Source organism: Bacillus cereus group sp. BfR-BA-01360 (genome assembly GCF_022663595.1).
Lineage (GTDB): Bacteria > Bacillota > Bacilli > Bacillales > Bacillaceae_G > Bacillus_A > Bacillus_A cytotoxicus.
In genome coordinates this window covers 20,949-34,298 of sequence record NZ_JAKUFV010000016.1, presented here as the reverse complement: position 1 = coordinate 34,298, position 13,350 = coordinate 20,949, and the positions used below count along the sequence as shown (strand labels likewise).

Below are 13,350 nucleotides of genomic sequence, written 5' to 3'. Positions count from 1 at the left end.
CTATGCTTTTCTCACATTACATATTTTCATTTCACATAAAACCTATTATACTTGTCATATATTCATAAAACATAATAATGACATGCTATATAAATCTGACTTCCCATAAAATAAATTGAATTTTTGCGAAATGTAAATAATTTGTAATGTTCTTTTGCACTAAATTTCATTATAATTAGTTGATATGAGTTTCGTATTTCAATCCAAATGAAGGAGTACATGAAATGGATCAAAACCCATCTTTACAAGAGAATACACGTAGTAATACAAAGAAAAAAGGAAAGAAAAAAACAAAAATTATTATAAGCGCCCTTTTATTATTTTTAATAATAGGAGGAGGTTATACTTGGTTTTTAGTCAATAAAGCATCTTCTGCTGTTCGAAATGCCGCTCACGATTTAGCGCGCGGTAATAAATCAGATTTGCGTGATAAAGCTGTAAAACCTATTACAAATAATGTATCTGTATTAATAATGGGTGTTGATGAAAGCGATGTCCGCGGAAAAGAATACGGTAACGCAATCCGTACTGATGCCCTATTACTAGCAACTTTTAATAAAGATAGTAAAACGGTCAAGCTATTGAGCATCCCGCGCGACACATACACATATATTCCCGTAGAAAAGAAAAAAGATAAAATTACACATGCACATGCATACGGTTCAGCGAAAAACGGGAAAAATGGCGGACCACAAGCAAGTATCGATGCCGTAGAAAAATTACTACATGTTCCTGTCGATTACTTTGTCAAATTCAATTTCAAATCCTTTATGAAAATTGTTGATGATTTAGGTGGCATTAAAGTGGATGTTCCTGTTGAATTCACAGAACAAGATAGTAACGATAATCCAGATGCAATTCACTTGAAAAAAGGGGTTCAAAAATTAAATAGTGAGGAAGCACTTGCACTTGCTAGAACGCGTCATATCGATAGCGACGCAATGCGCGGACAACGTCAACAACTTGTGATTGAAGCAATTTTAAAGAAACTAACAAGCGTTGGTTCCGTTACAAAAGTAGGAAATATTATTGATGATATTAACGGACAATTCGTTACAAACTTAACATTTGATGATATGTTATCATTTTATAAATACGGTTCTGATTCTACACTTGAAAAATTACAAATTGAAGGAACAGACTGCTACATGGCTAAAGGTGATGACACATGCAGCAAATCTGCTGGTGGTGGTAGAACATATTACTATAAACCAGATGAAAAGAATTTAAAAAGCTTAACAAATGAACTTCGTGAACATCTTGGATTACCTGCATATACAAAGAAAGAGTCAGATAAGAAAAAGCAATCTAACCCTGAAGCAGAAGAAAATCAGGATTCAAATCATAATGAAAATGAAGAAGATACAGAAACAGAGTCTCATAACAATTAATCAAAGCCCCAGCTCTATAGAAATAAAGCTGGTGCTTTATATATCTATCAATTTAAGAATTTCTAAAATTAAAACTTTTTAAACTATCAATTTTTATATCTTTAAATTATAATAAAAGATAGCAGAATATTTTAATTAACAGGAGGCACATACAAATGAAAGCAGCCGTAAAACATAATATTTCCGACTTTAAAGACTATTTAAAGTCCAATGATATATATATGGAAGAAATCGTTGATGAAAATGATGGTTCCGTACATTTCACAGTAAATTTAACTACAGAAAGTGGCGCAAAAATACACCTAATCGCAGCCTTCCATAATGACCATCCAACTGTAGATATATATTGCTTCAATGTTGCACAATTAGCTGATTCAACATCCAAAAGTGACATTTTATATATGTTAAACGAGCTGAACACATCATATAGATTTGCAAAGTTTACACTGAACAATAGAAATATTATCGATATCTCCACTTCCCTTGCCTTTTCAGAGCCACATTTTAACCCAGCGCTCGTCTTCGAACATGCGAGAATGCTATATCAATTAGCGAATGATGAGTATGAAAAGATTATGAAAGTAATTTGGAACTAAACAAACTTATGTAGGGGCCGTCCAAAACTATAACCTGTGGGCAGTCTCTATTTCTCTTTTTAAAACAGCAAGATGGACCAGCTCGTTCATATTTCATGTCAAATCACTAATATTGCTTATGATCCATATAAATGAAAAAGAATGGACAAAAAATGTAAATACAATTGTTTATCCATCCTTTTCATTACATAACTATTCTTCACACATACTTCCGATGCACCATCTTCCCATCATATGAAAAGACAACACCTTTACTCTCTACAATCGACTCTAAATGCACCGTTCTTCCCCATAGTTGATAAATATATGGCAGTACTTTCTCTAAATATTTTAAATCGAGCTCAATTCCTTCATAACAATGCTTAATATATAGCTCGCCATTCTTTAAATAATCTCCATTTTCTACGACTAGATATGGGAATCCGCCATTTGTCCGCATATTTACAAGCTGATCGCGAACGTGTTCCCACTCTTTATCCACTACTTTATACTCTTTCCCTTGGCGTTGGAATAAGTACATATCTTCTCTCATCACTAAGTCCTTATTTAAATAGTTTCTTAAAAATGATACATCCCATTCAATTTCCCGTACTTCAAAGATTTTTTCACGACCTGACCCAGGCTTCACCCCGCGACGCTTCATCTCTTCGGTCGGGTTATTATAGCGTTCTTCAATATCTTCAAACACTTTAATACCGAGGTAATACGGATTAATGTTCGTTTTAGAAGGTTGCACAACGCCTGCATTTAATTTCGCAAATTCAATCGATTCATCGGATGTTAAGTCCATTTCACGGAGTATGCGTTGATGCCAAAACGAAGCCCAGCCTTCATTCATGATTTTCGTTTCAAGCTGTGGCCAAAAATAAAGCATTTCTTCCCTCATCATCGTTAAAATATCGCGCTGCCATTCTTCTAGTTCTCGGCTATACTCTTCGATAAATAAAAGCAAATCTTTTTCAGGTCTTGGTGGAATTTTTTTCTTTTTTCTTATTCGCGCTGGTTCTTTCTTTTCATTTTGTTCATCTAATCTCCATAAATCATCGTATTCTGAAACTCGTTTCTTTTCTGCTTCTTCCTCTTCCACATCCTCGATGCTCCATGCTAATTTTGGACGCATAAGCGATGGATCAATATGCTCTTGAATTGCAAGTACAGCATCTAAAAATTTTTCGACCTCTTCTTTTCCATATTTATGCTCATACGCTTTAACACGATCAGCAGTCGCAGCCATGCTTTCCACCATATCGCGCTTCGTATTCGAAAAGCGAATATTATTTTTAAAGAAATCACAATGCGCCAATACGTGCGCCACAATTAATTTATTTTGAATTAAAGAATTCGTATCTAATAAAAATGCATAACATGGATCCGAGTTAATCACAAGTTCATATATTTTACTAAGTCCCAAATCATAATGCAGCTTCATTTTGAAGAACTGTTTTCCAAAGCTCCAATGTGAAAAACGTGTTGGCATGCCATACGCACCAAATGTATAAATAATTTCCGCTGGGCATACTTCATAGCGCATCGGATAAAAATCTAGTCCAAACCCAGTCGCAATCTCTGTAATTTCAGCAATCGCATATTGCAGTTCTTTATCATCACTCGCTCTCATTATTTTCCCTCCTTACACTCTCCCTTAAGAAAGTGTATGAAGGGAAACAAGCTTTCATGAAAACTAAACAAAATTCTCATGCATATCGGAATCATTTCGTTTCCTGAATGTAAACAGAAATTCCTACTATAATATAGAATATTAAAATATACACAATCTCATTCCATATGTATCATAAAGGAGCTGATGATATGAAGTATGGGCTGTTCGCCGAGAACGAGCCCTTTTCTATATTGTTTCGGGACTTGGACTACTACTACCTCATTTATTGCTAGCACTTCCACTATTTCTAGATTCTACATTAACTTCTGTTGACTTTATTATTTTACTCTCGTTAATTATACGAATTAATTTCTTTTTGTTTTGGATTATGTCTGATATTCGATATGAATTTAGAGAAGAAACTCTTTATGCACGCTGTGGGCCATTTCGATGCAGCATTCCGTATCCCCCATATGACAAAGGTCAATAAAACAAATGACATGATGCTCGGGTTTCGGTTAGCTGCAACATTAGAAGGGATTGAAATTCACTTTTTAGCAGTTTGAAACTTTCACCACAAAACGAAGAAGCCTTTATTGCACAATTACAGAAAAAATGCCCCAAATTACAAAACAATTCGATTGTAAAATAGGATAGAAAAAGCGACACTATCAATGTGAAGTGTCACTTTTTCTATCCTTATTACTCTTCAATAATATCTAGTTTCTCCACAATCGGTGTGCGCGCTTTTCCTTCTGGCGTTTTATCGAAATAACCGACATGAAGAATACCAATGATGCGCTGTCCCTTTGTTAGTCCAATTCCTTCTATAAATAATGGATTATAAATTAATCCACCTGTTTTCCAAACAGAGCCTAAACCGCGTTCCCACGCAAGCAATTGAAAGTTTTGCATAAATGCACATGTTGCGGCATAATCTTCATCACGCTGAATTTGACGTGGATCTTCATCCATATAAACAACGATTTGAGCAGGTGTGCTTAAGAAACGATCGGATAAAATTTTACCGCGCTTTGCTTTTTCTTCTTCTGTAAAAGAATTTAATACGGCATCTACTAGTTTCTTGCGCCCTTCGCCAATAAATAATTTACAATTCCATGGCTCACGATGTTTATGGTTCGGTGCCCATGCCGCATCATTTAATAATTCAATTAATAGCTCTTTCTCAACTGCTTTATCTATAAATGTACGAATCGATCGCCTTTCTTTCATGACATTTGCACTGGAAGTATATGTAGTCATATTGTTCTCTCCCTTATTTTACTCTATATGTATACGTTTGTTATTGATAGTGATTTTCAATTTCGATTATAACTTAGTTTTCTATCATTAATCAATATTTTATGTTGAAAAGCCATCAAAATCCTGCCCTAAAATAGCGAGAGTTACTATGAATTAAAAAACTTGACATGTTCACAAGTTTTTCATCATAAACATTCTCCTTATTTTACCGTATAATATTTCGCTATCCCCAAAAACTAACGAAAGCAACTTATAAAGGAAAAGAGGTGGATATGATGTTCAAATTTTCATCAAAAAAACAAGGATCGACAAAGAAAAAGACGCCTTGTTCTATTCCTGAATTTATTCATACAATGAAAGAATCTCTTGATTTTGTTTCCTACCCTATTGTACAGGACGAAACACTCTGTCTTTTTTATTACAAAACGGTAGTCGATGCACGCCTCATTGAACAGTTTATTTTAACACCGCTCAAAAAGCAGTTAAATAAGCTGAAAAATATAACGGATGTAGCAAATAGCATTCCCATGGAAGACATTGTCGTCTCTCCTTCTATTGATGATATTCGTGAAAAATTATTAGCTGGATATGTTCTCATTCAAATGCAAAACCATTCAAAACAATATGTCCTTATACGTGTAGAAAATACATCAATAGGAGCTCGTACATATAACGATACAGAAAATGAGTATAGCGTCATTGGACCTAAAATCGGGCTTGTCGAAAATATTGATATCAATATTCACTTACTACGCAAAAATATTGTAACAGAACAATTAATTTTCAAAGAAATTACGGTTGGATCTATATCCAAAACAAAAGTTGCCGTAGCTTATATAGAAGGCATTACGAATAAACAACATATTCATACTGCTATTCAACGCTTAGAGGGCATTGATTTTGATGTTCCTTTTGACGCAACAATGATTGAGCAATTTATTAGTGATAATAGTAATTCGCCATTTCCCGTTCTACTACCGACAGAGCGACTTGACCGATCTGTATTTGCTTTAATCAATGGACAAGTGCTCATTTTAACAAATGGATCACCTTATGCATTAGCTGGTCCAACAACTTTATTAGATTTCTTTATTTCACCGGAAGATTATTATTTGCCGTGGCTTATTGGCTCTTTTTTTCGGATGATACGTTTTTTTGGTGCGATCTTCTCGTTATTTTCTTCTGCGATTTATACAGCAGTATTAACGTATCATTATCAAATGATTCCGGCAGATTTATTAGGTCCGATTATTTTTTCTCGAGCAAATGTACCTTTCCCACCAATTTTAGAAGCACTTTTTTTAGAAATTACAATTGAGTTATTACGTGAAGCAGGTGCGCGTTTACCAACAAAAGTCGGGCAAACCCTTGGAATTGTTGGTGGAATCGTAATTGGACAAGCTTCTGTTGAAGCAGCTTTAACAAGCACCATTTTATTAATTGCGGTCGCTTTATCCGCTCTTGCATCTTTCACAACGCCAACTGTCAAAATGTCATCTACAATTCGCTTACTCCGATTCCTACTTATCCTTTTAGCTGGTGCATTTGGAGGTCTCGGTCTCATTATCGGATTTGTATTCATTTTAACTCATTTACTTCATTTAAAATCACTTGGATCGCCTTATTTATTGCCGTTATATCCATTCCGTGGTTTAAGTACAGCGGAAGGATTTCTTCGTCTTCCATTTAGTCAAACGGCAAATCGCCCTTCTTTCTTACGCCCAAAGTCACAATGGCGTTATGACGCTAAAAAAGCAAAACAAAAATACGATGGAGAGAAAACATGAGAAGAATATTATCTTTTTTAGTCATTATTTTGCTATGCTCTCAATTCGGATGCGCACAAATGCATACAGTAGATACACAAAGAATGATTCATGCAGCTGGATTTGATATGTCAAAAAAACAGGAGTTTCAAGGAACTATTTTATATCCCGAATATACCCATGGTGTAAATACGAAACCGAAAACGCAAACAACGACAGCAATTTCACTCGAAACGATTACGTCTCGTTTGAACGCAAAGTCTCCGCATAATATTGTAGTTGGACAAATGCGTGTCGTCTTATTTGGAAAGTCTTTTGGCACATATGGAATAGGTGAAATAGTGAATAATTTACAGCGCAATCCGAACATTGGTCGCGATGTACAACTCGCTCTTGTTGATGGTTCATCTAAAAAGCTTTTACAGCATGTAAAAACACACGGTTCCTTATATCTTGCTGATTTACTGGAACAAAATGTACGAAATGAAACGATTCCTCGTACAGCTTTAAATTTGTTTTTATATGACTATTACTCAAAAGTACGTGACCCTTTTTTGCCGTATATTTCAATCGATAAAGACCAGGCAGTTTCAGTGAAAGGACTTGCCTTTTTAAAAAAAGATAAAGTCGTCATGTATACGGATAACCAAGGATCCTTTTTAGTCAAACTTCTTATGAATCCAACAAAAAATGGCCGCTATGAAGTACCTATTCGAAAAGGGAAACATAAAGGGCTCGTTGTGATTCAAAATTTATCTGGCAAAAGCATCTACCAAGTTAACAATATGGATCATACAGCGAAAGCACGCATTCGTTTAAAGCTAAACGGATTAATCACAAGCTCCCCTAATTGGATGAACTTAACAAATAAAAAAAATATTTCTTTCATTCGAAAACAAGTAGAAAATACGCTAAAAAAACAAGCAGAACAACTCATTCAAGAATTCCAGCAAAAAAACATAGATCCATTAGGTATATGTGATGAAATGAGAAGCCGAACAAGGGAATGGAACATAAAAGAAATTAGAAAGATGTATCCTTCAACAGATATTCATGTTGATGTAAATGTGAATATTGTACAATCTGGCATCGGAGAATAGTGAGGTGATAAGATGAGTACGAAAAGCACTGAAAAAACAAAAACTGTTTCTCCTTATTTCATATTTTTTTTACTACACTCCTTACAAATTGGAGTGGGTATTCTTGGTTATCAACGAATTATTATAAAGAGCGCTGGTCATGACGCATGGATTGCTATCATTATAGCTGGTGCTGCAACTCATATTGTATTATTTTGTATGTTAAAAATGTTAGAGAAAGATGGTGATTTAGTTCAGATCCATACAACATGCTTCGGAAAATGGATTGGGTCTTTCTTAACATTATGTTTCACTTTTTATTTTCTATTATTTTGTCTTACCGTTCTACGGACATATATTGAAGTAATTCAAGTTTGGGTATTCCCTACCATAAAAGGATGGACGTTGACTTTACTTTTTTTACTTGTTACTTACTATGCATTAAAAGGAGGATTCCGCTCTGTAACTGGAATCTGCTTTTGGGGAACTGTATTACCCATTTTCGTTGTTCTTTTTTTAGTTTTCCCACTACAATATGCTCATTTTCGTAACATATTACCAATTTTCATACACTCACCTATTGAAATGTTACAATCAGCTAAAGATTCTTCATTAGAATTTTTAGGATTTGAAGCCATACTTGTTTTTTATCCATTTATTGAAAAAGGAAAATCATTTAAAAAATGGGCTCATGGTGGTATTTTATTTACTACCATTGTATATGGAGTGTTAGCGGCCGTTTCTATTATGTATTTTGGTGAAGGCTTACTAAATCACACCATCTGGCCAACATTAACGATGTTAAAAATTATTAAAGTTCCTTTTATTCAACGATTTGAGTACATTATTATTTTTATTTGGTTACTGATTATTTTACCCAACCTATGCTTAACAATCTGGTCAGCTTGTCGTTCTGTAAAGCGTTCTTTCCATATCTCATTTAAAGTTACACTCCCTTTTTTTATTACAATTGTATTCATCGCCTCTTTATTTTTTACAAATCGAGAAAGTATCAACATATTAAACACCACTTTATCTCAAACTGGAATGTATATTGTATATACATACATTCCCTTACTTTGTATATGGCACTCGATTCGCTGGCGATGGAAAAAGAAAAAAACTGCTCCATAACAGTAGAGAATTTGATACAATTCAATTAATACGTAGCTAAAGGAGGATAAGCATATAAAAAAATATATATTCTCTCTACTTGTAATCATGAGCCTACTCCTTACTGGATGTAGTAGTGCACATGACAAGAAAGTTTCAAGATCAAAAGAAGATCATGCTTCTCACATTGCACAAGGTGACGTGCAAGAAAAAACAAATGGAGTAGAAACACTCCCAACCTTTTTAGACAAGCTAGACCCACAACTAAAAGATATCTATACAGTCGCAGGAAACAACGCCGAATTATTAAGTTGGATTCCTTGTTACTGTGGATGTGGTGAAAATGTGGGACATAAAAGTAATAAAAATTGTTTTATTAAAGAAATAAAACAAAATGGAGAAGTTGTTTGGGACTCCCATGCAACAACATGTGTAAACTGTTTAGAAATTGCAGTCAAATCTGCATCTATGCAGCAAAACGGAAAGTCTCTACTTGAAATTAGAAATTACATCGACAATACATATAAAGAAGGCTATGCAAAACCGACGCCTACACCAATGCCCAAAGCTTAAAAACGAGGAATCCTCTCGTTGTTTATTAGCAAATTCTTTCACGTGTATTTCCACTTATCTTTCACACACTATATGTAACTCCTCGGTAAGGAGGTACACAATGAACACCTACAACGACTACGACAAAGCGCTCTATTACACATATTGTTGTAATTGGGATAAGTTACTTGTTTTAATGGTACAAACAAAAGATCAAATATTTTCAAAACGAATTGAACGCTTTTTACATGCGTATCAATATGGAAAACAATTATCTGAAGTAGATAAACAACTACAACTGTTATTCCAATATATTGACCATGCCTCACAAAAGTCCTATATGGAAGAAATTGAACAGCTACAAATGTAAAGAAAGAGCTTGTCCAAGAAGAATTATTTTTGGACGGGCTCTTTTTACAAGCATTAATTTTACTAACGATGAAGTAACGGGATTGATCGGTTAGTTGCTATCTCATGTAGAAATCGCCAACTTTTTGAATGTTTTTCCACATTCATGTTCATAATACATATATGATTGTGAATTGGACGTGATAACTTTGCGGAAACTGTTATACATATTCCTTTGTATCATTACAGTCTTAACCGGTTGTCAACCAAAGAAAAACATGGATTCATTTCATGGAAAGAAACAAGATAAATATACATACAATCTTCTCATTATCGGCAGTGATTCACGCGACGAACAACATGGGCGTGCGGATACCATTATGATTGCTCAATATAATAAAAAAGAGCATACAGCCAAACTCGCTTCTATTATGCGCGATAGCTATGTAGAAATTCCTACCTATGACAAAAAATATAATAAAATTAACGCTGCCTACTACTACGGTGGTCCAGAACTGTTACGCAAAACAATTCATCACAATTTCGGAATTGACACTTCCCATTACGTAACAATCGATTTTCAAGCGTTTGTTAACATTGTAGATACAATCGCACCAGAAGGAATTAAAGTACATGTCACGCAATCCATTATCGATGACATGAAATTATCTGTAGCACCTGGGATGCAGGCTCTTCATGGAAAAGAATTATTAAAATATGCTCGTTTTCGTCACGATAAAGAGAGTGATTTTGGTCGTGTAAGACGGCAACAAGAAGTACTTCAAGCAGTTAAACGAACATTTACTCGTAAGATGCATTCTCTAGATGGAATGCTTGATATACCAGCAATGGCACAAAAAATCGCACCAGACATCCAAACAAATTTAGATGTACAAACGCTATTTGCAATTCGCAATAGTCTATTATCAACACCAAAAATAGAAACCATGCGTGTTCCTCTTGAGAATGAGTATAATCATGCTTTTATTGAGCATGCAGGCTCCATATTACAAATACATCCCGAAAAAAATAAAGAAGCTCTTCAACGTTTTTTCAACGTCACAAGAGCTGTAAATAACTCATAAAAACAAGGTGGTATACCTTGTTTTTTGTTTTTACTACGATAAATTTTCTTGATAAAAATATTTTTTCTTTATTTTCATGTCCTCTTCATACTATAATTTAGTATGTAACTATTATAAGAGAGGTAAAAACATGGACCGTGAAAAGAAACAAGAATACGCTTTATTGACCGCTTGGGGAGCTTCTTTTATCGCTACACTTGGAAGCTTATATTTTTCTGAAATTATGAAATTCGAACCTTGTGTGCTTTGCTGGTATCAACGTATTTTTATGTATCCATTCGTTTTATGGCTTGGTATAGCTATAGCGAAAAAAGACTATCGCATCGCTTCCTATTCCTTGCCAATCGCAAGTATTGGTGCTTGCATTTCTTTATATCACTATGGAATCCAAAAAATCTCAGCCCTTTCAGAAGCCGGAGCAGTTTGCGGACGTGTCCCTTGTACAGGAGAATATATAAACTGGTTTGGTTTCATCACGATTCCATTTCTAGCATTAATCGGATTTATGACCATCATCATTTGTAGCTTTATAATCATAAAAAATAAATAAGGAGATGAAATCATGAAAAAACTGCTTATATTTGGCGGTATTGTTATCGTTTTATTTGTGGCCCTTTGGGGTGTAAGATTTATGGAAGATAATAGTAAAAAAGATTACTATGCAAACAAGATTACCCTGGAGGAGCTTCGTAAAAATATTACAGACAAAAAAAACCAGACCATTTACTTTTATCAAACAAATTGTGTACATTGTCAAAAGGTGTCTCCTATCGTTGTCCCTCTTGCGAAAGATTTGAATGTTGATATGAAAGTGATCGATATTGAAAAAGAACCTGATGCTGTTTGGGACGAGTTCAACATTAAAGGGACTCCAACAATCATTCATTATAAAGAAGGAAAAGAAGTAAGTCGCATCAGCGGCGACCCAGGCAAAGAAACCTTTCGTAAATGGTTGAAAGAAACGAAAAAGTAACAAGAAAAGGAAACTTCCGCTATACATGAAATGGATATAAAATCCCACACTACTATATAAGGAGGGGTTTTATGCCAGAAGTACGCTGTTCCGTTTCCAATTGTTCCTTTTGGGGACAAGGCAACTTTTGTCAAGCAACTGCAATCTTCGTTCAGCCTGATGATCAAAATGCAAATCAACCAGGAGATAATTCCTATACAAATGCAGCTTTAACAGGTGAAACATTTGAAAGTGCAGTAACAACAAGCTTTGAAACGTGTTGCCAAACCTTTAAACCAAAATATTAAATCAAAACCCTTCATCGTATGAAAGATGAGGGGTTTTCTTCTGCACTATTTCATATCATAATACTCCCATATTGCCAAGCATCATGCATGAGTATCATGTATAAGATCACAATCACAATTGTTCCCCACAAAGTAATTTCTCGATATGTTCCTTCCTCGCCATCTCTTGCTTCAATAAAAGCCCAAATAAAACCTATCATTAAAAGTAGATCAACATATGGTACATACAGGAAAAAGAACAGCAGTGCATATAAATACACAACAAATAAACCAGTTGTAATTAAAAAAATTTTAAAAGCAAATTCACTATTTCCTTTCTTCATATATCCGCCCCCCCAATCTATACTGTATTATATTCAACATATGACAAATTGGGGAAACATTCCAAATAAGCTACCAAAAATTTACGGTAGCTATTATTGAATATTATATTTTCGTTTATATATATTGCTCAAAACGGAATGAGGTAATTGTTCATAGTGAGTCTTCTCTCCTGATTCATCTATCATATAAAAATTATTACCTATATAATAGTACCCCCTTTTTCGTTGAGAATAGACCGGATATCGCTCATTCGGCAACACTGTCTTTATTTTTGTCAATTGCCCATTTGGTTCTTGCCAATATAAATTCATGCGATCTACAAGCGTCAACATTCCAATTTGATCTTCTTCTACTTTGCGACCATTCCAACTTACAACGCGGTACCCATACATATGAGCTGCCTGTTCTGGAGATGCATGAAAGCTTGAGATAATTACCTTTGTCTGTACGGATACGCGATCATACAACCATTGTATATCGCGATCATGCATGCGAATACATCCATTGGATTCTCGCCTTCCAATCGTGCCTTCACGATTTGTTCCATGAATTGCATATTCCTTTTCATTTAAGCCGAGCCATCTTGTTCCAAGTGGATTATTAGGAGCACCACCTGGAATTTTTTTTCGATGATACTCTTTATTTTTATATTTATTAATGATGCAAAAGCTTCCTTTAGGAGTTGGTGTACGAGGACTTCCTGTTGTTACCGGAAATGTTCTTACATAATTCCCATTTTCAAAAAAAGATAATTGATTGGTCGTCAAATTAATCAATATGAGATGATCTGTCTCAGCAAGCGTATGAATCGGCAGGCTGAAAAAGAGGATGACTGCTAACCATAATTTTTTCATCTATATCCCCCCAGTACCACCATATACAATGGTACCATTAGCTTTTGCTATACTGCCGATTCTTATGAATAAAACATGAATACTCTTCTTTCCTTTTTCTTTATCCACTATTTTAGAGA

Annotated in this window: 16 protein-coding genes; 12 read left to right on the top strand and 4 right to left on the bottom strand. The window is 34.7% G+C overall.

Features of this window, described 5'->3' with window-relative positions:
• Nucleotides 1-224 precede the first annotated feature (224 nt).
• Nucleotides 225-1,391, top strand: coding sequence for an LCP family protein (locus MR056_RS14870; protein ID WP_210351937.1), 1,167 nt, complete (start codon nucleotides 225-227; stop codon nucleotides 1,389-1,391).
• Between the two features lie 155 nt (nucleotides 1,392-1,546).
• The gene (locus MR056_RS14865; protein ID WP_011983750.1) at nucleotides 1,547-1,987 is read left to right on the top strand and encodes a hypothetical protein; all 441 of its coding nucleotides are present in this window, start codon (nucleotides 1,547-1,549) and stop codon (nucleotides 1,985-1,987) included.
• A 199-nt stretch (nucleotides 1,988-2,186) separates the two neighbouring features.
• On the opposite strand, the gene MR056_RS14860 is transcribed toward MR056_RS14865, so the two are convergent.
• The gene (locus MR056_RS14860) at nucleotides 2,187-3,605 is read right to left on the bottom strand and encodes a SpoVR family protein (RefSeq protein WP_210351936.1); all 1,419 of its coding nucleotides are present in this window, start codon (nucleotides 3,603-3,605) and stop codon (nucleotides 2,187-2,189) included.
• Between the two features lie 410 nt (nucleotides 3,606-4,015).
• Between MR056_RS14860 and MR056_RS14855 the strand changes: the two genes are divergently transcribed.
• A complete protein-coding gene (locus tag MR056_RS14855; RefSeq protein ID WP_237701317.1) occupies nucleotides 4,016-4,153 on the top strand; it encodes a hypothetical protein in 138 nt (45 codons plus the stop codon).
• Between the two features lie 136 nt (nucleotides 4,154-4,289).
• Here the strand turns inward: MR056_RS14855 and MR056_RS14850 are convergent, their stop codons facing one another.
• The gene (locus MR056_RS14850) at nucleotides 4,290-4,850 is read right to left on the bottom strand and encodes a nitroreductase family protein (protein WP_210351935.1); all 561 of its coding nucleotides are present in this window, start codon (nucleotides 4,848-4,850) and stop codon (nucleotides 4,290-4,292) included.
• A 275-nt stretch (nucleotides 4,851-5,125) separates the two neighbouring features.
• Here MR056_RS14850 and MR056_RS14845 point away from each other — a divergent pair, with 275 nt between their 5' ends.
• The 9 genes from MR056_RS14845 to MR056_RS14805 all read left to right on the top strand — a co-directional run bounded on the left by MR056_RS14845 (nucleotide 5,126) and on the right by MR056_RS14805 (nucleotide 12,053).
• A complete protein-coding gene (locus tag MR056_RS14845; protein WP_242136581.1) occupies nucleotides 5,126-6,637 on the top strand; it encodes a spore germination protein in 1,512 nt (503 codons plus the stop codon).
• Nucleotides 6,634-7,716 (top strand): Ger(x)C family spore germination protein, encoded by a 1,083-nt coding sequence (locus MR056_RS14840; protein ID WP_242136577.1) that lies wholly within the window; start codon nucleotides 6,634-6,636, stop codon nucleotides 7,714-7,716. Before MR056_RS14845 ends, MR056_RS14840 begins: the two co-directional genes overlap by 4 nt.
• A 12-nt stretch (nucleotides 7,717-7,728) precedes the next feature.
• Nucleotides 7,729-8,829, top strand: a complete 1,101-nt coding sequence (locus tag MR056_RS14835) for a GerAB/ArcD/ProY family transporter (protein ID WP_242136576.1) — start codon at nucleotides 7,729-7,731, stop codon at nucleotides 8,827-8,829.
• Between the two features lie 54 nt (nucleotides 8,830-8,883).
• Nucleotides 8,884-9,381, top strand: coding sequence for a PCYCGC motif-containing (lipo)protein (locus MR056_RS14830; protein WP_041809460.1), 498 nt, complete (start codon nucleotides 8,884-8,886; stop codon nucleotides 9,379-9,381).
• A gap of 100 nt (nucleotides 9,382-9,481) precedes the next feature.
• The gene (locus MR056_RS14825; protein WP_011983742.1) at nucleotides 9,482-9,730 is read left to right on the top strand and encodes a YhdB family protein; all 249 of its coding nucleotides are present in this window, start codon (nucleotides 9,482-9,484) and stop codon (nucleotides 9,728-9,730) included.
• A gap of 178 nt (nucleotides 9,731-9,908) precedes the next feature.
• On the top strand, nucleotides 9,909-10,793 hold the full coding sequence (locus MR056_RS14820; protein WP_242136580.1) for an LCP family protein: 885 nt from the start codon (nucleotides 9,909-9,911) through the stop codon (nucleotides 10,791-10,793).
• Between the two features lie 130 nt (nucleotides 10,794-10,923).
• Nucleotides 10,924-11,343 carry a disulfide formation protein C gene (locus tag MR056_RS14815; protein WP_048721441.1) on the top strand — a complete coding sequence of 140 codons (420 nt, stop codon included), beginning with the start codon at nucleotides 10,924-10,926 and terminating at the stop codon, nucleotides 11,341-11,343.
• Nucleotides 11,344-11,355: 12 nt separating this feature from the next.
• Nucleotides 11,356-11,766: a thioredoxin family protein gene (locus MR056_RS14810; RefSeq protein ID WP_242136575.1), complete on the top strand. Its 411-nt coding sequence runs from the start codon at nucleotides 11,356-11,358 to the stop codon at nucleotides 11,764-11,766.
• A 71-nt stretch (nucleotides 11,767-11,837) separates the two neighbouring features.
• Nucleotides 11,838-12,053 (top strand): DUF1540 domain-containing protein, encoded by a 216-nt coding sequence (locus MR056_RS14805; protein WP_011983738.1) that lies wholly within the window; start codon nucleotides 11,838-11,840, stop codon nucleotides 12,051-12,053.
• Between the two features lie 50 nt (nucleotides 12,054-12,103).
• On the opposite strand, the gene MR056_RS14800 is transcribed toward MR056_RS14805, so the two are convergent.
• Nucleotides 12,104-12,376: a hypothetical protein gene (locus tag MR056_RS14800; protein WP_011983737.1), complete on the bottom strand. Its 273-nt coding sequence runs from the start codon at nucleotides 12,374-12,376 to the stop codon at nucleotides 12,104-12,106.
• A gap of 93 nt (nucleotides 12,377-12,469) precedes the next feature.
• Nucleotides 12,470-13,231, bottom strand: a complete 762-nt coding sequence (locus MR056_RS14795; protein WP_242136574.1) for a L,D-transpeptidase — start codon at nucleotides 13,229-13,231, stop codon at nucleotides 12,470-12,472.
• Nucleotides 13,232-13,350: the final 119 nt, after the last annotated feature.